At 64.8% G+C, this 26,222-nt stretch carries 20 protein-coding genes and 1 pseudogene; 15 read left to right on the plus strand and 6 right to left on the minus strand.

Annotation, left to right across the window (positions count from 1 at the left end):
• From ACX80X_RS10610 to ACX80X_RS10640, 7 genes and pseudogenes are all read left to right on the plus strand, one after another.
• Window positions 1–1,594, plus strand: a pseudogene (locus ACX80X_RS10610) (MFS transporter).
• A 246-nt stretch (window positions 1,595–1,840) separates the two neighbouring features.
• Window positions 1,841–3,574 carry an ABC transporter ATP-binding protein gene (locus ACX80X_RS10615; protein ID WP_058929912.1) on the plus strand — a complete coding sequence of 578 codons (1,734 nt, stop codon included), beginning with the start codon at window positions 1,841–1,843 and terminating at the stop codon, window positions 3,572–3,574.
• Window positions 3,571–5,655: an ABC transporter ATP-binding protein gene (locus ACX80X_RS10620; protein ID WP_374210084.1), complete on the plus strand. Its 2,085-nt coding sequence runs from the start codon at window positions 3,571–3,573 to the stop codon at window positions 5,653–5,655. The genes ACX80X_RS10615 and ACX80X_RS10620 overlap by 4 nt, the downstream gene beginning before the upstream one ends.
• Window positions 5,656–5,702: 47 nt before the next feature.
• Window positions 5,703–6,119 carry an acyl-CoA thioesterase gene (locus ACX80X_RS10625; protein WP_056346767.1) on the plus strand — a complete coding sequence of 139 codons (417 nt, stop codon included), beginning with the start codon at window positions 5,703–5,705 and terminating at the stop codon, window positions 6,117–6,119.
• 100 nt (window positions 6,120–6,219) lie between these two features.
• Window positions 6,220–6,471: a PLDc N-terminal domain-containing protein gene (locus ACX80X_RS10630; RefSeq protein ID WP_141139620.1), complete on the plus strand. Its 252-nt coding sequence runs from the start codon at window positions 6,220–6,222 to the stop codon at window positions 6,469–6,471.
• Between the two features lie 71 nt (window positions 6,472–6,542).
• Window positions 6,543–8,777, plus strand: coding sequence for an McrB family protein (locus ACX80X_RS10635; RefSeq protein ID WP_459311938.1), 2,235 nt, complete (start codon window positions 6,543–6,545; stop codon window positions 8,775–8,777).
• 79 nt (window positions 8,778–8,856) lie between these two features.
• A complete protein-coding gene (locus ACX80X_RS10640) occupies window positions 8,857–10,059 on the plus strand; it encodes a 5-methylcytosine restriction system specificity protein McrC (protein ID WP_459311991.1) in 1,203 nt (400 codons plus the stop codon).
• Here ACX80X_RS10640 and ACX80X_RS10645 read toward each other — a convergent pair.
• The gene (locus ACX80X_RS10645) at window positions 10,056–11,711 is read right to left on the minus strand and encodes an ATP-binding protein (protein ID WP_459311940.1); all 1,656 of its coding nucleotides are present in this window, start codon (window positions 11,709–11,711) and stop codon (window positions 10,056–10,058) included. The genes ACX80X_RS10640 and ACX80X_RS10645 overlap by 4 nt on opposite strands.
• A gap of 100 nt (window positions 11,712–11,811) precedes the next feature.
• Here ACX80X_RS10645 and ACX80X_RS10650 point away from each other — a divergent pair, with 100 nt between their 5' ends.
• Window positions 11,812–12,582: a response regulator transcription factor gene (locus tag ACX80X_RS10650; RefSeq protein ID WP_252608879.1), complete on the plus strand. Its 771-nt coding sequence runs from the start codon at window positions 11,812–11,814 to the stop codon at window positions 12,580–12,582.
• On the opposite strand, the gene ACX80X_RS10655 is transcribed toward ACX80X_RS10650, so the two are convergent.
• The 3 genes from ACX80X_RS10655 to ACX80X_RS10665 all read right to left on the minus strand — a co-directional run bounded on the left by ACX80X_RS10655 (window position 12,555) and on the right by ACX80X_RS10665 (window position 14,098).
• The gene (locus ACX80X_RS10655; RefSeq protein ID WP_252608876.1) at window positions 12,555–12,965 is read right to left on the minus strand and encodes an Hpt domain-containing protein; all 411 of its coding nucleotides are present in this window, start codon (window positions 12,963–12,965) and stop codon (window positions 12,555–12,557) included. The two genes, ACX80X_RS10650 and ACX80X_RS10655, sit on opposite strands and share 28 nt — an antisense overlap.
• Before the next feature lie 250 nt (window positions 12,966–13,215).
• Window positions 13,216–13,644 (minus strand): very short patch repair endonuclease, encoded by a 429-nt coding sequence (locus tag ACX80X_RS10660; RefSeq protein ID WP_252608873.1) that lies wholly within the window; start codon window positions 13,642–13,644, stop codon window positions 13,216–13,218.
• A 19-nt stretch (window positions 13,645–13,663) separates the two neighbouring features.
• Window positions 13,664–14,098, minus strand: a complete 435-nt coding sequence (locus tag ACX80X_RS10665) for a pyridoxamine 5'-phosphate oxidase family protein (protein WP_252608870.1) — start codon at window positions 14,096–14,098, stop codon at window positions 13,664–13,666.
• Window positions 14,099–14,331: 233 nt separating this feature from the next.
• On the opposite strand from ACX80X_RS10665, the gene ACX80X_RS10670 reads away from it, so the two are divergent.
• The 3 genes from ACX80X_RS10670 to ACX80X_RS10680 all read left to right on the plus strand — a co-directional run bounded on the left by ACX80X_RS10670 (window position 14,332) and on the right by ACX80X_RS10680 (window position 17,098).
• Window positions 14,332–14,988, plus strand: a complete 657-nt coding sequence (locus tag ACX80X_RS10670) for a DUF6318 family protein (RefSeq protein ID WP_459311943.1) — start codon at window positions 14,332–14,334, stop codon at window positions 14,986–14,988.
• A gap of 209 nt (window positions 14,989–15,197) precedes the next feature.
• Window positions 15,198–15,932 (plus strand): PKD domain-containing protein, encoded by a 735-nt coding sequence (locus ACX80X_RS10675; protein ID WP_252608867.1) that lies wholly within the window; start codon window positions 15,198–15,200, stop codon window positions 15,930–15,932.
• 95 nt (window positions 15,933–16,027) lie between these two features.
• Window positions 16,028–17,098, plus strand: a complete 1,071-nt coding sequence (locus tag ACX80X_RS10680) for an alkene reductase (RefSeq protein WP_459311945.1) — start codon at window positions 16,028–16,030, stop codon at window positions 17,096–17,098.
• A 221-nt stretch (window positions 17,099–17,319) separates the two neighbouring features.
• Here the strand turns inward: ACX80X_RS10680 and ACX80X_RS10685 are convergent, their stop codons facing one another.
• Window positions 17,320–17,616: a hypothetical protein gene (locus tag ACX80X_RS10685; RefSeq protein WP_056346782.1), complete on the minus strand. Its 297-nt coding sequence runs from the start codon at window positions 17,614–17,616 to the stop codon at window positions 17,320–17,322.
• 138 nt (window positions 17,617–17,754) lie between these two features.
• Between ACX80X_RS10685 and ACX80X_RS10690 the strand changes: the two genes are divergently transcribed.
• Window positions 17,755–20,169 carry a Tex family protein gene (locus tag ACX80X_RS10690; RefSeq protein WP_459311947.1) on the plus strand — a complete coding sequence of 805 codons (2,415 nt, stop codon included), beginning with the start codon at window positions 17,755–17,757 and terminating at the stop codon, window positions 20,167–20,169.
• Between the two features lie 86 nt (window positions 20,170–20,255).
• On the opposite strand, the gene ACX80X_RS10695 is transcribed toward ACX80X_RS10690, so the two are convergent.
• Window positions 20,256–22,568: an FdhF/YdeP family oxidoreductase gene (locus ACX80X_RS10695; protein WP_252599379.1), complete on the minus strand. Its 2,313-nt coding sequence runs from the start codon at window positions 22,566–22,568 to the stop codon at window positions 20,256–20,258.
• Between the two features lie 190 nt (window positions 22,569–22,758).
• Here ACX80X_RS10695 and ACX80X_RS10700 point away from each other — a divergent pair, with 190 nt between their 5' ends.
• From ACX80X_RS10700 to ACX80X_RS10710, 3 genes are all read left to right on the plus strand, one after another.
• A complete protein-coding gene (locus tag ACX80X_RS10700; RefSeq protein ID WP_252599377.1) occupies window positions 22,759–24,153 on the plus strand; it encodes an OFA family MFS transporter in 1,395 nt (464 codons plus the stop codon).
• Window position 24,154: 1 nt separating this feature from the next.
• On the plus strand, window positions 24,155–24,256 hold the full coding sequence (locus ACX80X_RS10705) for an MFS transporter small subunit (protein ID WP_445260433.1): 102 nt from the start codon (window positions 24,155–24,157) through the stop codon (window positions 24,254–24,256).
• 151 nt (window positions 24,257–24,407) lie between these two features.
• Window positions 24,408–26,090 (plus strand): phosphodiester glycosidase family protein, encoded by a 1,683-nt coding sequence (locus ACX80X_RS10710; protein ID WP_459311949.1) that lies wholly within the window; start codon window positions 24,408–24,410, stop codon window positions 26,088–26,090.
• The last annotated feature ends 132 nt before the right edge of the window (window positions 26,091–26,222 follow it).

Here is a 26,222-nt window from a genome sequence, read left to right on the forward strand (position 1 = left end):
ATGACGCACCGCCAGATCATGGAAGCCCTGACCGGGCTCCTCGCGGCGTTCTTCACCGCCATCCTCAGCAGCACCATCGTTGCCAACGCGTTGCCCACCATCATGTCCGATCTGCACGGCACCCAGACCGACTTCGCCTGGGTGATCACCGCCGCCCTGCTGGCCAACGCCGTCACCACCCCCATCTGGGGCAAGCTGTCCGACCTCTTCAACAAGAAGCTCCTGGTCCAGCTGAGCATTGTCATCTTTGTGGCCGGCTCCGTCATGGCCGGACTCTCCGAGACCATCCCGCTGCTGCTCACCGCCCGCGTTATCCAGGGTGTTGCCATGGGCGGGCTCACCGCGCTGGCGCAGGCCATCATCGGCACCATGATCCCGCCGCGGGACCGCGGCAAATACTCCGGCTACATGGGCGCCGTGATGGCGGTAGGCACTGCCGGCGGCCCGCTGCTGGGCGGATTCATCGTGGACAGCCCGCTGGGCTGGCGCTGGACCTTCTTCGTCTGCGTGCCGCTCGCCGTCGTTGCGCTGATCCTGCTCCAGATCACCCTCGAAAATCGAGCGCATCAAGCGCCACGTCAAGATCGACTGGCTTGGCTCCATCCTGCTGACCTCGGGTGTCAGCCTGCTCCTGATCGGGGTTTCCTTCGCCGGCAACCCCGCCTACTACGACTGGGTCTCCTGGCAGTCGGCCGCCATGGTGGGCGGCGGTGTGGTTTTGTTGGCCCTGCTGGTGCTGGTGGAATCCAAGGTGGAGCAGCCCATCATCCCGCTGAAGATCATCTCCGAACGCACCACCGCTTTGGCCATCATCGCTTCAGTGGCCGTGGGCATCGCGATGTTCGGTTCAACAACCTTCCTGGGCCAGTACTTCCAGGTGGCCCGCGGCGCCACGCCTACCGAAGCCGGGCTCCTGACGCTGCCGATGATCGCCGGCAACCTGACCGGCTCCGTCGTTTCCGGTCTGCTCATCAGCCGCACCGGAAAGTGGAAGGGCTACCTGATCGGCGGGTCCACCCTGCTGATCGGCGGCCTCGGCCTGGCCGGCACCATGGACCACACCACCGAACTGTGGCAGGCCGGGATCTTCACGGCCATCCTGGGCGTGGGCCTCGGCATGCTGATGCAGAACCTGGTCCTGGCAGTGCAGAACACGGTCCGGGCGTCAGATATCGGCTCGGCCAGCGCGTCTGTTGCCTTCTTCCGTTCGGTGGGCGGCGCAATCGGTGTGTCCGTGCTCGGCGCCGTCCTCAGCAGCCGGGTCAGCGAACTCGCCACGCAGGGCCTGGCAGCGGCCGGCATCCCGGTGGCGGGCGGGTCGGCCGGAGCCAGCATGGACCTCGTTGACATGCCCGCACCGGTCCGCGAGATCATGCGCGCCGCTTACGGCGACGCCACCGCCGAGGCCTTCCTGATCTCCGCCGGCGTTGCGGTGGTAGCCCTGATCTCGGTCCTGTTCATCAAGGAGCGCCCGCTGCGGCGCACCGTTGACATCCAGCCGGAGGCCCAGTCAGGGGCGGGGACGGGCGTCGGCGCCGACGCAGGCGCAGACGCTGAAAGCACGACGCCGGAACTCGCATCCGCGAACCGCTGACCGACGCGCGACCGCTGACAGACGCGCGAACGGACACTTGAGGCCCCACGGATCCGGCCGCAAGTGTCCGTTCGCGCAGGTGAGTGGGGAGGAACGTGTGGGGGAGTACGCCGATCGGATGATATTTACCGTAGATGTTTCGCCCGGGCAACGGATTTCGTAGAGTGGGTAGGCTGAGAAATGTCAGCCCCGTCTGTTACCACTTATCCTCATCGTTTCGCGCTCTCTTCCTAAGGATTCACGGGCATGCTCCTCACCCTCATACGGCGCTACTCCAAACCGTACATGCCATACATCGTGGCCGTCGTTGTGTTCCAGCTGGCGTCCACCATCGCAGCGCTCTACCTTCCCAGCCTCAACGCCCAGATCATCGACGAAGGCGTTTCCCGCGGGGACACGGATTTCATTTGGCGGACCGGGTCCGTGATGCTGCTGGTGGCCATTGTCCAGGTGGGCACCGCCATCGCCGGCGTTTACTACGGCTCCAAAACGGCCATGGCCGTGGGCCGCGATCTGCGCCGCGGGGTGTTCCGCAAGGTCACCAGTTTCTCAGCCAAGGACGTGAACACGTTCGGCGCCCCCACCCTCATCACCCGCGGCACCAACGACGTCCAGCAGGTCCAGATGCTCGTGCTGATGGGACTGAACTTCATGGTGGCCACCCCCATCATGTGCATCGGCGGCATCATCATGGCGCTGCGCGAGGACATCAGCCTGTCGTGGCTGGTCTGGGTCTCCGTGCCCGTGCTGATCGTGGTGGTGGGCTACCTGGTGGTCCGGCTCATGCCCCTGTTCCGTTCCATGCAGAAGAAGATCGACCGCATCAACGCGGTCCTTCGCGAGCAGATCATTGGCATCCGCGTAGTCCGCGCATTTGTCCGCGAACCATATGAAACCGAGCGTTTCGGCGTTGCCAACAAGGACCTGACCGACGTCTCCCTGAAAATCGGGGCCCTGTTTGTCCTGATGTTCCCGGCCATCGGCATGATCCTGCACCTGTCCACGGCCGCGGTGCTGTGGTTCGGCGGCCAGCGCGTGGATTCGGGCGAAATGCAGGTGGGCGCCCTGACCGCCTTCCTGCAGTACCTGCTCCAGATCCTGATCGCCGTCATGATGGGCACGTTTATGGCCATGATGATCCCGCGCGCCTCCGTCTGCGCGGACCGCATCGGTGAAGTGCTCGACGTCGAACCCTCCATCCACGATCCCGAACGTCCTGAGACTCCCGCCACGCTGGCCGGGGTAGTGGAATACCGGAACGTCACCTTTGCCTACCCCGGTGCCGAGACGCCGGTGCTGAGCAACATCAGCTTCACCGCCAAGCCGGGCGAGACCGTTGCCATCATCGGTTCCACCGGTGCAGGCAAGACCTCGCTGCTGGCCCTGCTGCCGCGCCTGTACGACATCGCCGAGGGCGAAGTCCTCCTGGACGGCGTCTCCGTCAGCAACCTGGACCGTGCCGAGATCACCAAGCGCGTGGCCCTGGTACCGCAGCGGCCGTACCTCTTCTCGGGCACCATCGAGCACAACCTGCGCTTCGGCAAGACCGAGGCCACGGACCAGGAACTCTGGGACGCGCTGCAGATCGCCCAGGGCGAGGGCTTTGTCCGCGAGAAGAAGAACGGACTGAACGCCCGCATCGCGCAGGGCGGCACCAACGTCTCCGGCGGCCAGCGGCAGCGGCTCTGCATCGCCCGGGCGTTGATCACAAAACCCAAGGTCTACCTCTTTGACGATTCGTTCTCGGCGCTGGACGTCGCAACCGATGCCAGGCTCCGCGCCGCGCTGAAACAGACCACCGCCGACGCCACAGTGATCATCGTGGCCCAGCGGATCTCCACCATCACCGACGCAGACCAGATCCTGGTCCTGGACAACGGCCGGATCGTGGACCGCGGAACGCATGAGGAACTCCTGGAAACCTCACCCACCTACCAGGAAATTGTTGAATCCCAGCTGAGCGTGGAGGAAATGGCATGAGCGCCGCCAAGAACGTCTCGACAGGCTCGACCACCGAAACGACAGGCTCGACCACCGAAACGAACCCGGATTCCGTAACTCCGGAAGACCTCCTGGAGGACGACGATTTCTTCGAGGAGGAATACAAGCCCTCCGAGGCCGACGGCGACATGTTCGGCGGCATGCCCGCCAAGAAGGCCGAGCACTTCTGGCCCTCGGCGAAGCGCCTGCTGGGGCTCCTGAAGCCTGAGGCTGTGGGCATTTACGCCGTGGTGGCCCTGGTGGTGGTCTCTGTGGTCCTGAATGTCATCGCCCCCAAGATCCTGGGCCAGGCCATGGACGTCATCTTCGGCGGCGTGGTTGGCAAGCAGCTCCCCGCGGGCGCCAGCAAGGACGAGTTCGTGGAAGGCCTGCGCCAGCAGGGGCAGGACAACTTCGCGGACATGGTGTCGCGGATGGAGCTGGTTCCCGGCACCGGGATCAACTTCCAGAAACTCTCAGTCCTGATCGCCATCGTGCTGCTGATGTACTTTGTGGCCAACATCTTCCTCTGGCTGCAGGGCTACGTGCTGAACCGCATCGTCATGAAGGTGATCCGCCGGCTCCGGGACGACACCGAAAAGAAGCTGAACCGGCTCCCGCTGAACTACTTCGACACCCGCCAGCGCGGCGACGTCCTCTCCCGAGTGACGAACGACGTCGACAACGTCCAGCAGGCGCTGCAGCAGGCCTTCGCGCAGCTGATCAGCTCGCTGCTGACAGTGATCGGCATCGTCATCATGATGTTCATCGTCTCCTGGCAGCTTGCTCTCATCGCCCTCGTGGCGTTGCCGCTGTCCGGTGTGGCTGCCGGCCTGATCGGCTCGCGCAGCCAGAAGCTCTTTGCCGCCCAGTGGAAGAACACGGGCGAGCTGAACGGCCAGATCGAGGAGTCCTTCTCCGGGCACGATCTTGTGCGGGTCTTCGGCCGTGACGCTGACATGCTGGAACGCTTCGAAGAGCGGAATGAGGCCCTCTACAAGGCCAGCTTCGGAGCCCAGTTCGTCTCCGGCATGATCTTCCCCGTCATGCAGTTCGTTTCTTACCTCAGCTATGTGGGCATCGCCGTCGTGGGTGGCCTCCGGGTGGCCTCGGGCTCGATGTCCCTGGGCGACGCCACGGCGTTCATCCAGTACTCGCGCGAGTTCACGCAGCCGCTGGGCCAGATGGCCGGCATGGCCAACATGCTGCAGTCCGGCGTCGCGTCCTCGGAGCGGGTCTTTGAATTCCTCGACGCCGATGAGCAGGACTCCGAGACCGCCACCGAGCACCTGCCGGCCAAGACCGACGGGCATGTGGAGTTCAAGGATGTCACGTTCAGCTACACCGAGGACAAGCCGCTGATCGCAAACCTGTCCTTCACGGCAGAACCCGGGCACACCGTGGCAATCGTGGGTCCCACGGGGGCCGGCAAAACCACCCTGGTGAACCTCGTGATGCGCTTCTACGAGCTCAACTCCGGGTCCATCACCCTGGACGGCGTGGATGTCACGCACCTGAGCCGGTCCGAGCTGCGGTCCAAGGTGGGCATGGTGCTCCAGGATGCGTGGCTGTTTGGCGGGTCCATTTACGACAACATCCGGTACGGCAACCTGGACGCCACCGAGGAGCAGGTCATGGCAGCCGCCAAGGCCACCTTCGTGGACCGCTTTGTGCGCGCCCTGCCGGAGGGCTACGACACCGTGATTGATGAAGAAGGCAACAACGTCAGCGCCGGTGAGAAGCAGCTGATCACCATCGCCCGCGCATTTGTGGCCAACCCGTCGCTGCTCATCCTGGACGAGGCCACCAGCTCCGTGGATACACGCACCGAGCTGCTGGTCCAGAAGGCCATGGCGGCGCTGCGGACGGACCGCACCAGCTTTGTGATCGCCCACCGGCTCTCCACGATCCGCGACGCCGACACCATCCTGGTGATGGAGAACGGCAAGATCGTGGAGCAGGGCAACCACAAGACGCTGCTGGCGGCTGAGGGTGCCTACTACCGGCTGTACATGTCCCAGTTCGCCGGTTCCGATGTTGAGGAAACCGTTGTGGACGATTCGACGGCGGTCCACAGCTGAGCGCGCTGGGAACCGGAGCCGCCCGGCGCATCGAGGTCCTGGTCCCGATGCGCTGGGGCGATATGGACGCCTATGGGCACATCAACAACGTCCAGATTGTCAGGATGCTCGAGGAGGCCCGGATCGCAGCGTTCGGGCCTCCCCGGGGTGCCGGCCTGCCCGGCATCGAACCGGAAGTGTCGCTCTTCAACGACGTTCCGGAGGGAACTCTGGCGCTGGTGGTGGACCACAAGATCCGCTACGTCAGGACGTTGGAATACCGCAATGTCCCGGCAGTGGTCCAGGTGTGGATCGGCGCGGTGAAGGGCGCCAGTTTCGACATCCACTACGTGGTGCAGGACCCGGTCACCCGGGAGGAGTGCGTCCGGGCCAGCAGCCATCTGGCGTTTGTGGACGAGGCCTCCGGCCGCGTCCTGCGCCTGACGCCGGAGCAGAAGGAGCGGCTGGCCCCGTTCACCGTTTGAGCCGTTCACGTTTTGAACCGCACGGCGCCGTGCCTGCACACCCGTTGCGCAGGCACGGCGCACACCGGAAACTGGAAATACCCAATAAGGAGCGTTGACCATGGCCAAGAAAAACAAAAAGACCTGGAAAGAGATGTCACCGGCGGCACGGGCGGGATTCGTGGTCATCGGGATAGGGCAGGTGGCGCTGATGCTGGCCGCCCAGCGCGACATCTCCAAGCGTCCGGCGGCGCAAATCAACGGGCCGAAGGCAGCCTGGCGGGTGGCCGCACTGATCAATTTCATCGGGCCGATGGGCTACTTCATCCTGGGGCGCAAGCGGCCCGGAGCCGGACTCGGGGCAGTCAAATAGCAGGCCTCGGATCTGCACACCGCCAGGGTCTTCGGAGCAGGCATCCAGTTTGAGCCTGTAAATTTGAATCCATGACCCCAAATCCTAAGACTGCCATGCACCGCGCCCTCGGTGTCTCAAAGGAGATCGAGGACGCGGCCTGGTTCGTGCTGGGACCGGGCCTGCAGGGCAAGCCGTCGGCCCTGGACGGGAACACCCTGACCTGGACAGCGGAGGCTGCGGCGGAGCTGCTGGAGCGCCTGGACCGGGGAGCCGCGGACGCCAAGGCGCCCATGATGACCAACCTCCGGCAGAACCTCGAGGACGCCTCCCGGGAGGCCAAGCAGCTGGCCGTGGAGCTGCTCTTCCTGCAGTCACTGCCCCTGGCGCACGAGGTCAAGTCGCTGAAGGTCAAGCGCGCCCGGGTGGCGGAGGCTGCGTCCTGGTTGGAGCCACCGCTGGAGCTGCCCGAGGAACTCTACAAGGGCATGACGGACCACGGCGTGATCAGGGACCGCACCGCCGAATTCAACTGGACCATCTGGGACCACCTGAAGTGGCTCTGCCGGTTTGTGCAGCATGTGGACCAGCAGGTTCCGGTGGCCATCGCGAAGGCGCTGAAGGACCCGCTGAAGTTCCACGAGCTCGCCGCGGGCACCCCGGCGGACCAGCCCGCCATCCGCCGCAGCATCGAGTACCTTGCCTGGCCCAGCTACTTCGAGCCGGTAGTGGCGGACGTGGAGCGGCAGGAAATCCGCGACGCCTTCGCCTCGCTGGTGGGCGGGGCCAAGGGCGATTCCGACGAGGAAATCACCGCGGACATTAACCGCATCCGCCTGCACCTGGATGAACAGGCGGGCCAGCGCATCGACTGGTACGCCCGCCAGCTGGTCAGCCAGTGGCGCAAAGTGGGGGACCCCGGCCGACGCGCGTGGCTCCTGCGTACCCACAGCGATAACGCTGACCTCCTCACTGCGTGGCAGGACGAGGAGAAGGTGACGCTCGACGTCGAACATCTCCGCCACCTGGACCCCGGCGTGACCGCGGGGCTGGTGCAGCACGCCGTGGACGAGGACTACAAGCATCTCGGCTACGTCGAGCGGGAGGACACCAAAACGGCGGTGTTTGCCTTCCTCACGGTCATGAAGCCGGGCGACCTTGTTCTGTTCCAGCACGCCGGCACCGTGCGGCTGGGCGTGGTGCTGGGCGAACCCGAGCACAACGACGACAACCGCCGGCTGCGGCGCAAGGTGCGCTGGCTGGACGACGACGGCCACGCCACCGCGGACCTGCCCCGCCACGTCCAGCGCCAGCTGGCCACCTCGGGGATCGTTGTCGACGTCACCAGGGTGGTGCAGGCGCTCCAGGCGCTCGTGCCGGCCGAGGCGGAACCGGAGGACGACGACGCCGACGCACCTGCCGCCGTCGTGCCCCCTGTGCAGGAGGGCTTCCGCCCGCTCAGCCGCGACTTCGCGGATTCGCTGCACATGGACCTGGAGCCGCTGCAGGAGATCGCGGAACTGCTGGAGGAGAACCGCCAGCTGGTCCTGTACGGGCCGCCCGGAACGGGCAAGACGTACCTGGCCAAGCATCTCGCGGCGGAGCTGGCCCAGGACAGCACGGACGAGCGGGTGAAGCTGGTGCAGTTCCACCCGTCGTACGCGTATGAGGACTTTTTCGAGGGCTACCGGCCGGACAAGACGGACGAGGGCCAGGTGTCCTTCAAGCTCGTGGCGGGGCCGCTGCGCCGGCTGGCCGAGGAAGCCGCCAAGCCTGGGAACGAAAAGAAGCCCTATTTCCTGATCATTGACGAGATGAACCGCGCCAACCTGGCCAAGGTATTCGGCGAGCTGTACTTCCTGCTGGAATACCGCGATGACCGGATCTACCTGCAATACAGCCCCAACGAGCCGTTTACGCTGCCGGACAACCTGTACATCATCGGCACCATGAACACCGCGGACCGGTCCATCGCCATGATGGACGCCGCCATCCGACGCCGGTTCGCGTTCATCGAGCTGCACCCGCAGACGGAGCCCGTGAAGGGGTCGCTGCTGCGGTTCCTGCAGGTGCGGGACCTGGACACCACACCGGCGCTGCTGCTGGATGCGCTGAACGCCGCCATCGACGAGTGGGACCGGGACCTGATGATCGGCCCGTCGTACTTTATGAAGACGGCCGCCCAGACGCCGGCCGGGCTTCGCCGGATCTGGAAATACGAGCTGATGCCGCTGCTGGAGGAGCACTACCACGGCCAGCTGACCCGGGCGCAGCTGGAGGAGCGGTTCGGGCTGGAGCAGCTGCTGGGACGCCTTGTTACCAGCTAAGCCAACCCACACTCCGGCCCACGGCGGCGCAGCGTTAGGCGGTGCAGCGCAGCGCGGCCGTGCACCGGCAGCGCGCCATCTGGTCCTCGACGAGCTGTCCAAAGGCACCGTGGAACGCCTGGATGCCGCCAGCGCGGCCTTCGTGAACGCCAGCGGGCTGGCCAAGGCGTCCCCGATGGGCATGGGCTTGTACCGGATCGAGCCCGCGGGCAAGGTGGGGTCGGTCCGCACGGCCACGCTACAGCTGGATGTGCGCCCCAAGGACCGGCTGGGGCTGAGCCGGCTCCTGTTCCTCCTCAGCTATGCCGGTAATCAGGGCTTCCGGGCCGATTCCGTGGCGGCTGCCGAGGACCGCGAACTCTGGAGCGCGCTGGCCGAATCCCTTGCCCAAATGGCGGAGCGCGCGCTTGGACGAGGAGTCTTGCAGGGCTACCTCACCGTTGACGAGTCCCTCCGCACGGTCAAGGGCCGCATCCGGATTTCCGACCAGATCTCACGGCGCCCCGGCATGCTGGTGCCGCTGGAAGTGTCCTATGACGAATTCACTGAGGACATCGCCGAAAACCGGATCCTGCGGGCCGCGCTGGAGCGGATGGGACAGGTTCCACGCGTCCGGCCGGAGGTGCTGAGCCGCCTGCGGCAGCTGAAGGGAAAGCTCGACGCCGTCACCCGCCTTCCAGCCGGCGCGCCCCTGCCGCCGTGGACCCCCAGCAGGATGAACGTCCGCTACCAGTCAGTGCTGCGCCTCGCGGAGCTGATCCTGAAGAATGCCTCCGCGGAGGCTGGGGAGGGGAAGCAGCAGACTGCGTCGTTTGTGGTGGACATGGCCCACGTGTTCGAGGATTTTGTGGGCACGGCGCTCCGCGAGGCGATGGCGGCGTATCCGGGGGAGATGCGGCTGAAGTACAACGCGCTCCTCAGCGAGGCTGTCCACGATTCCGACAGGCTGTCTGTTCGCCCGGACGCCGTGCATCTGCTGGGCGGACGCCCCGTGGTGGCCTACAACGCGAAGTACAAGGCCGCCGCTGACCTTGGCGCGTCACTGACCGCCGACCACTACCAGATGCTTGCCCACTGCACCGCCCTGGGTGTGCCCACCGCCTGGCTGGTCTATGCAGGGGCGGGCGAGATGAAACTGCGGCGGATCCTTAACACTGACATCGACATTGTTGAGTTTCCGCTGGATCTGTCGCTGCCGCCGTCGGACATCCTGGCAGCTGTGGCGGACCTGGCGCGGCAGTCCTGGGGCGAAGTGGTCCGGACTGCCCGCGCGGGAGGCTAGACCGGCACCCGGAACGTGAATGTGGTGCCCTGGCCCAGTTTGCTTTCTACCTGGATGGTTCCGCCGTGGGCCTCCACGATGGCCTTGCTGATGGGGAGGCCCAGCCCCACGCCGGGAATGGCTGTCCGGCGGACGTTGCTGGTCCGGAAAAACTTGGCGAACACCTGGGCCTGGTCGTTGGCGCTCATGCCCATGCCCGTATCGCTGACCCGGCAGGCGAGGTGGCCGTCGTCGTGCTCCAAGGACACCAGCACATTGCCGCCGTCGGGCGAGTACTTGATCGCATTGGAGACCAGGTTATCCAGCACCTGGGAGATGCGGGGGCCGTCCACATGGGCCTCCAGCTTGGCTGGTGTTTCGGCTTTCAACGCCACGCGGGAGGCGTCAGCCCGGGGCATCGCGGCGGACACGCTGGCGCGCACCAGTTCAGCGACGTCGACGGCGTGCGGGGTCACGATCAGTTGCCCGTTCCTGGTGGCGAGGAGGTCCGACACCAAGGTGAGAAGCCTTTCTGAATTGCGCTTGATGATGTTCAGCGGCTCCAGTTGGTCGTTGCCGGGATCGTCCTCCAGGAGAAGTTCCACGTAACCCAGGATGGAGGTCAGGGGAGTCCTGAATTCGTGGGACACGCTGGCGACGAAATCGTCCTTGGCGGCCAGGGCGTCCACCAGGTCCGTCACATCACTGAAGACGATCACCGAGCCCGCGAACGTCCCGTCCGGGTCCGTCATGGCCCGGGCGCTGGTGGTGATGGCCCGCTGCTCTTTGCCTGCGCCCAGCCAGACCAGGTAGTCCGTGAACGTCTCGCCCTGGACAGCCCTGCGCACCGGGCGGTCTGCCACAGGGACAGGGGTGGTACGGTCTGCGGCGAAGACCAGCAGCTGGGACTCGTTCGGATCGTCGATGTCCTTCGGGCGGGCCAGTTCGTGGTTGGCGCGCTGCTTCCGGTTCATCAGGATGTCGTGCCCGTCTGCGTCGACGGCGAGGACGCCCAGGTGCACCGTGTCAAGAACGGAGTTGAGCAAGGCTTCCTGCCGCCTGGTGCTGAGCAGGCTGGCCTGGAGCTGCTTGTCTTTCTCCTCCAGGATCCGCTGCTGACGTCTCAGGCTGAGCGTCAGCATGGTGACAGATACTCCGATCCCCAGCATCATCACAGGAAGCAGCAGCGAACGGGCCAGGTTCGGTCCGGAGACGTCCCCACGCATAAAAAGTGGCGTCCAGATGATCGCCAACGGCATGATGAAGGACAGCCACAGTGACACGCGGACGTAGTATCCGGAGGCGCAGAGCCAGATCACGGGGAAGACCGCGAGCAGGCTGATTCCCGTGAGGCTTTCCTGGCTTCCTTCACGGCCCACCGCAATGGAGATGAAGTCCAGCAACGGGATCACCAGGAACGTGGTGTGCGGCAGGCGGTCCCATGGCACCACGTAGCACAGCACCATAATGGCAAGTTGGGAAAAGAGGAACACCACGAACAGCGGGTTGTCCATGCTTCCGGGAAAAAACGCCGAAACGAGGACCGCGGCCAGCAGTGTGGTTATGAAAAGGGGCGTCTGGCTGAGGGCAACCCTGTCAGTCAGACGGTATTCATGGAAGGGCCGCCGGAAAAACCTGAGGCGATCCGCGGCCCACGTTACAGGTTCACTCATGAACGTCGGTCTGAAGTGGGAGGATAGGGGAATGCATACCAGCAGGATATCGGCAGCGGGCTATACTTCTCACGTTGTCAAGCTGGCTGAGGGGGCTGGTATGAGCGAAGCACGAGTGGGTCTGGTCATCGAAGATGATCAGGATATCCGGGAATTGGTACGCACGGTCCTGACTCAGGCGGGTTTTGACGTCACCGTGGCCGGCAGCGGCTCCGAAGGGGTTAAGGCTGCGAGAATCTTGAATCCTGACGTTATAACGCTTGATTTGGGGCTGCCGGATATCGACGGGTTCGAGGTATCCCGCCAGATCCGTGAGTTTTCAGATGCCTACATCGTGATGCTCACGGCGCGGGCTGAAGAACTGGATACTTTGATTGGTCTCGAATCCGGTGCAGACGACTACCTCACCAAGCCCTTCCGCCCCCGCGAACTCCGCGCGCGCATAGCGGCGATGATGCGCCGGCCCAGGTCGGTTCCGGACGCGGGGGAGAGCGCTCCCGTTTCTGAACGCCCGGCGGACGCCGTTAGTGACAGCGGAAACGGTCACTACAGCCACAACGGACTGGATCTGAGTTACGCCTCACGGTCGGTCAGCGTGGACGGCCAGGAGCTCAACCTGACCCGGACCGAGTTCGAACTCCTGTATGCCCTGCTCGAGGCGGGACGGACGGTCCGGACCAAATCGGATTTGGTGCGTCGGCTCCGGGACGAGGATTACGACGTCGGAAGTTACATCAGCGAGGCGGACGAACGTTCCGTGGAGGTGCACATGGGCAACCTTCGGAAGAAACTCGGTGATTCACCGCAGCAACCGCGCTGGCTGCAGACGGTCCGCGGCGTGGGCTACCGGTTGGCGCCTGGCGGGCGCTGAGCCTGGAGCCTGTGCAGGGTCTGGCGGCTGCACTGGTTGATGGGCCGGAGGTAGTTGACGGCAAGCTGCGGCAGTGCAACGGAAGGTTCCGCACTCGGTGACTCTTCCCGGATTGAACGTTCAAGGTCCATGGCCAGGCCCGCCAGTCGTTCCGCGCCCACCATTTGGCTCGATGTCTTGAGGCTAAGGATCGCGTCCACGGCCCCATCCAGGTCTCCGGTGGTCAAGGCCAGCCGCAGCTTGCCGATCCGGAACGGCAGGTAGTCGATGAAGTTCCCTACGAAGACGCTGCAGTAGCCCTCGTCCTCGTCGAGTTCGACCCGCAGCCGGTCAAGTACGGAGGGATCTACTAAGGGGCGCCCTGCGTCATCGGATGGTGCCATTTCCGTCCCTTCCGCTCGTGCCTGCCGCCCCCAATAGCGGGATATGACTTGGTTTTGTGTCCACTTTCAGAGTAAATCTGTTACTTGGGGATGCAGCCGTTCGGGAATAGGACTGCGGGATTCCTGAGGAGACTGCGGGTTTTTCATAGGAGTTCATCTTTGCGGGCGCCGATCAATTCGGGAGGCGGCAAAGGCTCAAGTTTGACTCAAGTTCCGGCTGGCGTTTCTTGCCTGCCGCCGGCTTGCCGGGCTATTTGCTGGCGCCGAGGAACTCCACCAGGTGGGCTTCGAGGGCGGAGCCGTCCTTCAACTCGCACTCCCACACGGTGAGCACCTCCCAGCCGGCGGCCATTAACTGTTGGCGCTGGTCGGCGTCGCGGATTTTGGTGCGTGTGCGCTTGGCCTCCCAGAAGGCGGCATTCGCCTTGGGCGCGTGCTGGCCTACGCGGCAGTCGTGGAAGTGCCAGAAGCAGCCGTTGATGAAGATGACCTTTCGCCGGCCGGCGAATACCAGGTCCGGGCGGCCGGGCAGGCGGCTTTTGCCGGCGGTGCCGTGCAAGCGGTAGCGGTAGCCTTTGGCATGGAGGAGGCGGCGCACCAGCAGTTCCGGCTTGGTGTTCTTGCCCCTGATGCGGGACATGTTCCAGCTGCGCCGCTCGGGAGTGAGCCTGTCCGCCATGATTCCAGCCTACGGGCTCCTAGATTTCGTGCTCCGGCTGGTCGCCCAGCTCGAAATGGCGGCCGCTGACGGATGTGGGCACGATCTCCACGTAGAAATCCTTCAGCGTCGGCACCCAAGATTTCAGGCCGAGCGCTTCGACGACGGCGAGCTCTGCTGAGTTGGTCAGGACGCGCGCCGTTCCCCGCAGGACCACGGACCAGGCTTCGTCCGAGAGGATGCCGTCCGTTTCAAGTAGCACCCCGGAGTTGATGGTGAGCTGCGCCAGCTTGTTGCCCGGTGCGGTGCGGAGGTAGATTTTCCGGTCCGAGGTGAGGTAGTTGACGGGGAATATATCCGGTTCGCCGGCAACGGAAACCACCAGCCGGCCGTGGTGGGTAGCTTCCAGGAGTTTCCAGGACTGCTCGTCGTCGAGCTCCAGAACGGGGTGGCCATCTGCGTGCGTAAACATCATGAATCCTATTCTTCTACGTTCGGTAGAAGAATTCTAGGGGTTGCGCGTGGGAATCCGGTTTACAAGGGGCTGGGAGGGCGATTATCCGTGTGACTTTTTATTGGTCCTACGCGGTGGTAGAACCGAGGGCGGGTGGCTGTGGATAACTTTCATCGCTCAAATGTGTCCTGGGCTACCCTTAAGGTCATTGTTCGAAGCGAGGCGTCTTGAAACTATCGGGGGATTAGCTGCCCATGACATCGCACATCATTTCCACTACTTCGCGGCGTTCGCGCCTGTACCTTGTTGCTGCTGTTGCCGCGTCTGTTTTGCTTTTGACCGGTTGCAACTCGGGTGGCGATCCTGGGGGCACCTCGTCGGCGTCTCCGACTTCGACGGCAAGCCCAAGCGCAACGCCAACCCCGACGGCGACTCCTGCTTATGTGCCCGCCTCGGCTAGCGGCCGCGCTCAGAACGTGCCGGTGCCGGTGCTTCCGGAAGTTGCGAAGACGGAGACGAAAGAGGGGGCCATCGCGTTCGCCCGCTACTGGTTCGAGGTCCTTAGCTATTCCTATGAGACAGGGGAGCTTTCACTTCATGAAAGCCTGACACCTCAAACATGCGCGCCATGCCAAAAGTCTGCGGAGGCGATAAGAGCTTGGCATTCCGAAGGCAGGTGGTTGGTCGGAGGGCAGATCAGCACCCCCGCGGTAGATACAACGTTCTCCCGGGATGAAGCTGGGAAATACAAGGTATCCGTCCAAGTGCATCAGATTCCACTGTCATACGTCCGCGCAGATGGGACGGTTGCGCATACGGACCCACAAGGTGCGGATCAAGGCAACTTGCTGATCCTTTCGTACAGCTCCGATTCGTGGCGGCTGGACGAAGTCGGAAGCATCGTTGGATAACAATGTCTACCCGTCGACCGCTTGGATATCGCGGAATGTTACTTGCCGCGGGGCTGCTCGTAACGCTCTTTGTATCACCGGCTCATGGTGCCGGTAGTGACGATCCAGAATTTGATGGCGCTTGGACACCGGACTCAGCCGGAGTCGGAGGTTATGTGTGGGACGCCGAGGCCAACGACTTTGTTCAGCAAGCACCCGGGGCCCCAATTTTGGATCCCAACAACTACAAGTACGAACTCCAGTGCCACCTTGGCGGGGGCGACTTCGATTCTGTGTGCTTACGTGATCAGGTTGAGTGCACGAACGGGCCGGACGGCGAAGACGGGATCCCGGTCATCTGGTATTCCATGCCGAGAGGCGTTCCTGGAGCCGTCTGGGCAATTCATTCGGGGCCAACTTGTCTCTACGATGCTCGGCCCGAGGACCTCCTGCCGCGAATAGCCGCCCAGATCCAGCAGCAGTTCGAGAGCCTGCCCATCAGCGCAGGAACGGTCGTCGCGCAGCCCAGCCCCAACACGCTCCGCGGGGCCGAAACCAATTTCTACGCAGACGCGTCCGAGCAACAGTTTGACGTGACGATGCTGGGGCAGCAGGTGCATGTGGTCGCCACTCCGGTTCAGTACACCTGGAATTACGGCGACGGAACGGTCTTCGGCCCGCAAGCTTCCATGGGCGGGCCGCTGCCACAGGATCGCTGGGGTGAGAAGACCCGAACGAGTCACGTCTACGTAGACACCGGCGACTTCCAAGTCGTCCTCACCACGTCCTTCCAAGGCACGTATTCCGTGAACAACGGACCACCGCTGCCCATACCGGGCCAGGGCCAGTTCAGCGCGCCGCCTCAGTCCATCAGCGTCTGGCGGTCCATCACCCGGAACTACGCCGACGACTGCAACCAGAACCCGCAGGGACAAGGTTGCCCCGGCGTCGCATCGCCCCGGTAGCCCCCGCAGAGAGTGATCCCCGCCTCCATCGGAATACTTGCACGCGCCGCGCAGTTGGGCACAGCAGTACCAATTCACCTCGAAAGGAACTGCGCATGCTGTTTTCCCCCTTGACTCTTGGCGAGCTTGAACTGCCCAACCGCCTGGTAATGGCACCGCTGACCCGTCTCCGCTCAGGCGAGGACGGTGTTCCGGGTCCCGTGGTTGTGGAGCACTACCGGCAGCGGGCATCCTTGGGACTCATCGTCAGCGAAGGCATCTACCCGAGCCCCGCCGGACGCTCATATCCGGGTCAGCCCGGTCTCTTCACCGCGGAGCAGATTGCCGCCTGGAAGAAGGTCACCGACGCGGTGCACGCTGAAGGCGGCCGGATCTTCGCCCAGATCATGCACGGCGGACGGGTTTCCCATGCGGACATCACCGGCGGCCATACCATCGTGGGTCCGAGCGCCGTCGCCATCGAGGGCGAGGTCCGCACCCCGTCCGGCAAGCAGCCGTATCCCGTCCCGCACGCGCTGACCATCGGTGAGCTGCCCGTCGTGATGCAGGAAATCGTCACCGGTTCGATTAACGCCATTGAAGCGGGATTCGACGGCGTGGAGCTGCACTCGGCCAACGGCTACCTTCTCCACGAATTCCTTGCCCCGAACTCCAATGTCCGCGACGACAGCTACGGCGGCTCGCCGGAGAACCGGGCCCGCTTTGTGATCGAAACGGTCAACGCCGCGGTGGCCGCGGTGGGTTCGAGCCGCGTGGGCATCCGCATCTCGCCGGAGCACAGCGTCCAGGGCATCGCCGAAACGGATGCGGCCGATGTCCGCGCCACCTACGAGGTGCTGGTGGACAGCATTGCCCCGCTCAACCTCGCCTACGTCAGCATCCTGCACCACGAGCCCACGAGTGAGCTGGTCCAGGATCTTAGGGCGCGCTTCAACGGCACGTTTTTGGTGAACTCCGGCTTCGGCACCATGACCACTCGGGAGGAAGCAACCGCCTTGGTGGCCGACGGCCATGCAGATGCGGTGGTGGTGGGGCGCCCCGCCATTGCCAACCCGGACCTCGCACGTCGCTGGAAGGAAAGCCTTCCGCTGAACGAACCGGACCCGTCCACGTTTTATGCAGACGGCTCCGTAGGCTACACGGACTACCCCGCGTATTCGGCTTAGCGGTCACTGCTGGCCTCGGCCAGAGATTAAACGACGACGGCGGCACCCGGCTTGGGTGCCGCCGTCGTTGGCTGCTCGGTGTGCTGTCCCGGCAGCGCGCGCCAAATAGCCATCCGACGGCTGTTTTGGCTCATCTTTCAACGTTGGCCCGCCCAGGTTCACAAGCGCTGAGCGGTAGACATAAGAATACTCCAGTGAATGGATTATCGCTAGGGAAATAGCTAAAGGTATGCTTCCCGGCCCGTTCCTTCGCGCATCACCAGCTTGTCGTCCTCGATGGACACGAGCAGGCTTTTGGGCTTTCCGCTGACTTTGGTAATGGCTTTCAGGCCGCGGTTGGTGACTTCCACTCCCACCTGCGCCCCTTTCGCGGGCAGCTCCACGGACGTTTCGTAGGCTTCTCCCAGCAGCGGGTTGGTGGACACGCCCATGTCGCGGCGGACCTCCTTGCCGTTGACCATGACGGTGATGTTGGCCTCGTCGAATCCTTCCTGAAAGACGATGAGCAGTTCACGCATGGTGGCCCTCTTCCTCGAAGTGATTGCCTGTGACGGCATATCAACTACAGCACTTCACGGCCCGGAGCGGAATACCCCGGCCGGTTGCCCGGCCGGGCGCCGCTGGAGACCACCAGGCCCGTAGGGCAAAATGTTCAGGTGACCCAACTCCCGCACGTCCCGTCCGCCCCCATGTCTGCCCCAACTCCGGACAGCGCCATCCACGCCCAGATCGCCGCCGAGCTTGGCGTGAAGACCTGGCAGGTCAAGGCTGCAGTGGACCTGCTCGACGGCGGGTCCACCGTTCCGTTCATCGCCCGGTACCGCAAGGAAGCCACCGGGACGCTGGATGACACGCAGCTGCGCGAGCTCGACGAGCGCCTGCGCTACCTCCGCGAACTTGAGGACCGCCGTCGTACTATCCTCGAAGCGATTGCCGCGCAGGGGCAGCTGACCCCCGAGCTGCAGGCAGCGATCCTCGCCGCGGACACCAAGTCCCGGCTGGAGGACATCTACCTTCCGTTCAAGTCCAAGCGCCGCACCAAGGCCCAGATCGCCCGTGAAGCCGGGTTGGAGCCGCTCGCCGATGCGCTGCTGAAGCGGCCCGACCTGGACCCGGAACGCGAGGCTGCCAGGTACCTGAACGCCGAACACTCCATTGATGACGCGGCCGCCGCGCTCGCCGGCGCCCGTTCCATCCTCGTCGAGAGGGTTGCGCAGGATCCGGACCTCGCCGCAACCCTGCGCGAGCGGCTGTGGACGCAGGGGCGGATGGTGTCGCGGGTGAAGAAGGGCAAGGAGTCCGACGGGCAGAAGTTCGCCGATTACTTTGAGTTCGCCCAGGCGCCCACCGGGATGCCCTCGCACCGCGTGCTTGCGCTGTTGCGCGGTGAGAAGGACGGCGTTCTGGAGCTGGATCTCGCCGAGGCGGATCCGAACGACGACGACGCCCTGGCCGCCGCGCGTTCCCGTTACGAATCCGCTGTGGCCAAGTGCCTCGGGGTCGCCGACCGCGGCCGTCCCGCCGATTCGTGGCTGATCCAGACCGCGCAGATTGCCTGGCGCTCGCGTGTGCTGGCCCGGCTGACCGCCGACCTCCGCGGACGGCTGTTCACAGACGCAGAAGACGAGGCTGTCCGGGTGTTCGCCGCCAACCTTCGCGACGTCCTCCTGGCCGCACCCGCCGGAAACCGCGCCACTCTTGGGCTGGACCCGGGGCTGCGGACCGGCGTGAAAGTTGCCGTTGTGGATGGGACTGGCAAGGTGGTTGCCACCGACACCGTGTACCCGCACGCTCCTGCCCGGAAGTGGGACGAGGCCCTCGCCACCTTGGTGCGGCTGGCCCGGAAGCACAACGTGGAGCTGGTGGCCATCGGCAACGGAACCGCGTCCCGGGAGACGGACAAGCTTGCCGCGGAACTGATCAAGCTGCTGCCGGCCGCGGAGACGAAACCGCAGAAACTGGTGGTTTCCGAGGCCGGGGCGTCGGTGTACTCCGCTTCGGCGCTGGCCTCGGCGGAGCTGCCGGGCATGGATGTTTCCCTGCGCGGTGCCGTATCCATTGCGCGGCGGCTTCAGGATCCGCTGGCCGAACTCGTGAAGATCGATCCCAAGTCCATCGGCGTGGGGCAGTACCAGCACGACGTCACGGCATCGAAGCTGGAACGCAGCCTGGATGCTGTGGTCGAGGACTGCGTGAACGCGGTTGGCGTTGACGTGAACACTGCTTCGCCCGCGCTGCTGAGCCGGGTGGCCGGCGTCGGACCTTTGCTGAGCGAAAACATTGTGGCGTACCGAAACGAACACGGGCCGTTTGCCAAGCGCAGCGAGCTCAAGAAGGTGCCCCGCCTGGGTGCGAAGGCGTTTGAGCAGTGCGCCGGCTTCCTGCGAATCACCGGCGGAGCAGAGCCGCTGGACGCATCGAGCGTGCACCCCGAGGCGTATCCGATTGCCCGGAAAATCCTGGTGGCCGCGGGCTCAGCGCCGGCGTCGTCACTTGATCCACGCGCTTTCGTCGACGGCACGTTTGGTTTGCCCACGGTCCAGGACATCCTGGCGGAGTTGGACAAACCAGGCCGCGATCCCCGACCCGCTTTTGCCGCGGCGACCTTCTCCGAAGGCATCGAGAAGATCTCCGACCTCAAGCCCGGCATGGTGCTTGAGGGGACCGTCACCAATGTGGCCGCGTTCGGCGCATTTGTGGACGTGGGAGTGCACCAGGACGGCCTGGTTCATGTGTCGGCGCTGGCCAACCGCTTTGTCTCCGATCCCCGCGAGGTGGTGAAGTCCGGGCAGGTTGTCCGCGTGAAGGTTCTGGAAGCCGATCCGGAGCGGAAACGGATTTCGCTCACGCTAAGGCTCGACGACGAGCCGTCGCCTTCGGGTGGGCGGCAGCCCGCGCCCGGAGGCCGTCCGGCACGAGCGGCCGATGACGCTGCGGCACGCTCGGCCAGCCGGGGGCCACGCCCGGAGGCCAGCGGGCGCAAAGTCGCGTCGGCACCAACAGCAGCCACGGCGAGCCCGCCGAACACCGCGCTGGCCGAAGCCCTGCGTCAGGCGGGCGTTGCCACCTAGCGATTCCGGGTCCGTTCTGCCAGGCGGAGCGGCCGCCGGCGCTACCGCCGGCCGCCCCAGTCCCCAACCTCCAGCGCGGAGCCCGGTCAGCTCAGCTGCTTGGCGTGCTCCTCATGCGGAAGGAAGCGGACCGTCATCGCTTTGTAGCCGGGCGTGTTGGACTCCCGAGCCACGAGCCCGCGGTGCACGAGGGCGTTTGCCTCCGGGAAGTAGGCCGCGGCGCACCCGCGCGGGGTGGGGTAGTGCACCAGCCGGAACTTGTCGGCGCGGCGCTCCTCGCCCTGGAACGTGCTGATGACGTCCACCAGTTCGCGGTCCTGGAAACCGAGCTCGGCAGCGTCGTCCTTGTTGATCAGGATGACCCGGCGGCCGTTGGAGATGCCCCGGTAACGGTCATCCAGCCCGTAGAAGGTGGTGTTGTACTGGTCATGGCTGCGGATGGTCTGCAGGATCAGGTGCCCCTCGGGCGGGGTCAGGTACTCCAGCGGGCTGACCGTGAAGCGCGCCTGGCCGATGTCCGTCGCGAAGCTCCGCGTATCCCGGGGCGGGTTGGGCAGGATGAAGCCGTTCCTGGTCCTGAGCCGCTTGTTGAAGTCCTCGAAGCCGGGCAGGACACGGGAAATGTGGTCGCGGACAACGTCGTAGTCATCGGCCATCGCCTTCCAGTCCACGGCGTGGTCGTCGCCCAGGGTGGCCAGGGCCATGCGCGCCACGATGACGGGTTCCGCGAGCAGGTGGTCTGAGACCGGCTTCAGGCGTCCCTGCGTGGAGTGGACGCAGGACATCGAATCCTCCACGGAAAGGATCTGGCGGCCGCCCGGGTGCTTGTCATCGGTGTCTGTCCGCCCCAAGGTGGGCAGGATCAGTGACGTCCGGCCATGAACCACATGCGAACGGTTGGGCTTGGTGGAGATGTGGACAGTCAGCCCGACGCGCTGCATGGCAGCCTCCAGCATCTCGGTGTCCGAGCAGGCCAGCGCAAAGTTTCCGCCCATGGACACGAACACATCGACGTCGTCGCGTTCGAACGCCTCAACGGTTTCCACTGAGTCGACGCCGTGGCCCCGCGGGGAAGTGATACCGAACTCCTGGTCGAGGGCGGCGAGCAGCCATTCCTTGGGCTTCTCCCAGATTCCCATGGTGCGGTCGCCCTGAACGTTGGAGTGGCCGCGGACCGGGCAGGCGCCGGCGCCGGGCTTGCCGAAGTTGCCCTGCACCAGCAGCAGGTTGATGATTTCCTTGAGGGTGTTCACCGAATGCGGCTGCTGCGTCAGACCCAGCGCCCAGCAGATGATGGTGGCTTTGGAATTAACCAGCATCTGCGCCACTGTGGAGATCTGCAGGCGGGAAAGTCCGGTGGCCTTCTCGGTCTCTTCCCAGTCGATGCACTGCCGGGCGGCACGGTAAGCCTCGAACCCGGCTGTATTTGCGTCGATGAATGCGCGGTCCACCACCGATCCGGGAACGCGTTCCTCCTCCTCAAGCAAAAGATGGCCCAGGGCCTGGAACAGCGCAAGGTCTCCGCCTACCTTGATCTGCAGGAACTCATCGGCAAGCGAGGACCCGTTGCCGATGACTCCGGAGACCGACTGCGGGTCCTTGAAGTTGAACAGTCCCGCTTCCGGCAGCGGGTTCACGGCAACGATCTTGCCTCCGTTGCTCTTGCAGTCAGCCAGGGCGGACAGCATGCGGGGGTGGTTGGTGCCGGGGTTTTGCCCGACGACGAAGATCAGCTCGGCCTCGTGGATGTCCTCGAGGGAAACGGTGCCCTTGCCGATGCCGATGGTCGGGTTCAGGGCGGTGCCGGAGGATTCGTGGCACATGTTGGAGCAGTCCGGCAGGTTGTTGGTGCCGATGGAGCGGGCGAACAGCTGGTACATGAACGCCGTCTCGTTCGCGGTCCGGCCGGACGTGTAAAAGACCGTGCGCTCCGGGGTGCTGGCCCGGACGTGCTCGCCGATGAGGTCGAATGCTTCCTGCCAGGCGATGGGGGAGTAGTGGGTTTCCCCGCTCCGGACCACCATGGGATGGGTGATGCGGCCCTGGTTGCCGAGCCAGTATTCGGTCTTGGTCGAGAGCTCCGCGATGGAGTGTTCCGCCCAGAACTCCGGGGTGACCGTCCGGAGCGTGTTTTCCTCCGCGATGGCCTTCGCGCCGTTTTCGCAGAATTCGGCGGGCTTCCGCAGTCCCTGGGATTCCGGCCATGCGCAGCCGGGGCAGTCCGTTCCGTTCCGCTGGTTCAGCCGCAGCAGGGACTGGACGGTCCGGGTGACGCCGGCCTGGGCGAAGCCGCGCTCAAGGGCAACTTCGACCGCCTTCAGCCCGGCGGCCGACTTCTTGGGTTTGCCGACCAGCAGGTCATCTTCGTTGATGTCATCGACAGGAGCTCCACGTTTCATGGCTTCATACTCGCCGGTAATGGGGGTGAAAACGAAATGGGCGGTATGGTGGCGCGCCCGGTGTGCCGCGCTGGAACCGCTTACCGCGGCAATCCCACCGTTGGGCGCAAAGCGTGGTGATGCTGGTGTGACGTGCACCATAATTTGCGGAGGACCGGGCCGACGTTGCCGCGGACATTGAGGAGAAAATATGGGCTGGCTGGATCGTGAACACACTATTGCCCCACCGGGGTTCAACCGCTGGCTAATCCCGCCGGCGGCGCTGGCCGTACACCTGTGCATCGGGCAGGCCTACGCAACCAGCGTGTACAAGACAGCGCTGGTCAAGCATTTTGATGCCAGCCTGACCGAGATCGGGGTGATCTTCTCCATCGCCATCGTGATGCTGGGACTGTCCGCTGCGATCATGGGGACCTGGGTGGACAAGCACGGCCCCCGGAAGGCGATGTTTACCTCGGCTGTCTTCTGGGCCAGCGGCTTCCTGGTCGGATCATTGGGGATCTTCAGCGGCCAGTTGTGGCTCGTCTACCTGGGCTACGGCTTCATTGGCGGCATCGGGCTCGGCATCGGCTACATTTCGCCGGTGTCAACGCTCATCAAATGGTTTCCGGACCGGCCGGGCCTGGCCACCGGCATGGCCATCATGGGCTTCGGCGGCGGGGCGCTCATCGCCAGCCCGGTCTCAAGCGCCCTGCTCAAAATGTACGACCCCGCTTCCGGAGCGAAGGACTGGGTGGCCAGCGGCGACGCCGTCGGAAAGCTCTTCCTGTCGCTCGGCGTCGTCTATCTCGCCTACATGCTCTTTGGTGCCTTCACCATCAAGGTTCCGGCCCATGGCTGGACGCCCGCGGGTTTCGACCCTGCCAAGGTCAAGGCGGCAAAGCTGGTCACCACGGAGCACGTTTCGGCGGCGAATGCGGTGAAGACCAAGCAGTTCTGGCTGGTCTGGATCGCCCTGTTCTGCAACGTGACCGCGGGCATCGGCATCCTGGAGCAGGCAGCACCGATGATCCAGGACTTCTTCCGCCAGTCCGACGGCGTCTCCCTGGTGAGTGCCGCCGTCGCCAGCGGCTTTGTGGGACTGCTGTCCATCGGCAACATGGCGGGCAGGTTCGCCTGGTCAGCTACGTCCGATGTCACGGGCCGCAAGCGTATCTACATGGTGTACCTCGGCGTTGGCGCCGTTCTTTACACCGTGCTGGCACTGGCCGGCTCGGCCACCACGGCCCTGTACGTGATCCTTGCCTTCGTGATCATCTCTTTCTACGGCGGCGGTTTCGCCACCGTGCCCGCCTACCTGCGGGATCTGTTCGGGACGTTCCAGGTGGGTGCCATCCACGGCAGGCTCCTGACTGCGTGGTCTGCTGCGGGCATTGCCGGGCCGCTGATCGTGAATGCTTTCCTGGACGCCCAGGGGAAGCCGGGCCAGCTCACAGCGGCCTCGTACCAGCCTGCTCTTCTGACCATGGTCGGGTTGCTCGTGATCGGCTTCGTGGCCAACCTGATGATCAAACCAGTGGACGCCCGGTTCCACGAACCCCGCCCGGACAGCGTCCGGTCCGAAGTACCCGCAATGGAGGCCTGAGATGAGTTCAGTACAGCTTGCAGTCGGCTGGTCGATCGTAGGTATCCCGCTGGCCTACGGCGTGTTCCAGACCCTCACCCGAGTGGCCGCCCTGTTCGGGTGAGCTGACACCCGGGAGCGAACCAGGACGCTCCGGCCACCGCTACGGTGGCCGGAGCGTTGCTGTCTGACGGTGGATGAACAGCTCGCCAACTCTGTGGAAACAGGCCGGAGTTTGGCCGCGCCCGGCCTGCGGCGCCGCTACGTTAGTCCGTATGAAATCAACGATTCCAGGGTTTACGCGGAAGAAAAGCGGGTCGCTGACGGCAGCGGGCGCGTTGGTTGCTTTGACGCTGATGGCTCCGCCGGTCGCCGGCGCGGCAACCGGCGGGGCCGGGCCAATCCCGGTCTTCGGGGAGGTGGCGCCTGCAACCAAACTCGACCTCGGCGCTCCGGACCTGCCGGAAAGCCGCACGGTGAGCACTGTTGCGCCTGGCGTGACCAGGACGTCAATTTCGCGGGGAACAGCAACCACCGCCCTGTTCTGGACGGCGGAGGTCACCATTCCGTCGTCGGACCCCAAAGTTTCCGCTTCCGCCTTGTCCAGCGAGCCCACTGCCCGACGGGTGGCTGCAGAGTTGGTCGCCGCGGGCTTCACTGCGCGCGTGGAACGGGTCGTCTCGCCTCAGCTGGCCGATGCTGGCGGCGAGCTTGGCTTCCGGGTTCGAGTCGGGGAATTCGCCAGCCGTGAGGACGCTGCTGCCACCATTGCCGGCGTCAAGGCAGCCGGCTACGCCGCGTCGGCCTGGTACGTCGGCTGGGACGGGGATCCGGCCAGTGCCGACCAGTCGCGGGGCCCGTGGAACCTTCAGGTTCTGACCATCGACCCGAAGGAGTTCGATGGCGAAATCGCTGCGACGTTCGGGCCCGACCTTGAGCGGCGGGAGACCACCAGCCAGCTCGCGGCGGACGCCGGAGCCGTTGCCGCCGTCAACGGAGGCTTCTTTGTTTTCGATCCTGCCGCCGGCGCGGAAGGCGACCCTGCCGGGGTCGGAGTCTACTCCGGGCAGATGCTGAGCGAGGCAGTAGGTGACCGGCCGGCATTGGTAGTCGACGGCAAAAAGGCGAGGGCCGGCGTCGAACGCCTCAGCTGGGAGGGTACGGTGTCCGACGGCGGCAGCGTCCTTCCCTTGGACGGTATCAACCGCGTGCCGGGGCTTATCCGCAACTGCGGCGGGACGCCGGATGACGTGGTGACCAGTGAGCCGCTGCACGACGTCACGTGCACAGACGCAGACGAGATCGTTTCATTTTCTCCGGAATTCGGTGCAACCACACCGGCGGGGCCAGGACTGGAGGTCGTGCTGGACGCCACCGGCACAGTGACCGCGGTAAACCGCAGCCGCGGCGCCTCCGTTCCTGCCGGGGGTGCCAGCATCCAAGCGATCGGGACCGACGTCCAAAGGCTCCTGGAACTGGCAAAGCCCGGGGCGCACCTGGGGCTGACGTCAGAGCTGGTTGCCGCGGACGGGAAAGAATTCGAGGCAGGTCCGGGCTCGCACGTGCTCAACGGTGGGCCCGCGTTGATTGAGGACGGCAAGATCGGAGTGACAGCGCGGCGCGACGGCATGGTGCACGACAGGAACCCGGGGATGTTTTACGGCTGGGCGCACAAACGCAACCCGAGAACGATTGCCGGAACGGACGCTGCCGGGCGGTTGGTCCTGGTGACGGTGGACGGGCGGCAGACTGGTTCCCTGGGACTCAGCCTCCAGGAGTCCGCACAGGTGGCAAAGTCCCTGGGGCTGACTGAAGCGATCAATCTGGACGGCGGCGGATCCACCACCATGGTGGTCAACGGCGCAGTGGTGAATACGCCGTCCAATGCGGGGGCCGCCGAGCGGCCGGTAGGCGATGCGCTGGTGGTCCTGCCCGGCCGCGAGCCAGCCGCACACTGACAGGTCCGGTGCCTGCCCTTTTTTGACGGGTCAACCGGCCACGCTGGATGCGATCGCGCCGAAAACGCGCAGCATCATCGTCTTCCCGCGAGGGACCGACCAGGACCGTGAGCTTAGCTGCCTATGTGGGTC

This window comes from Pseudarthrobacter sp. MDT3-1 (assembly GCF_054510755.1).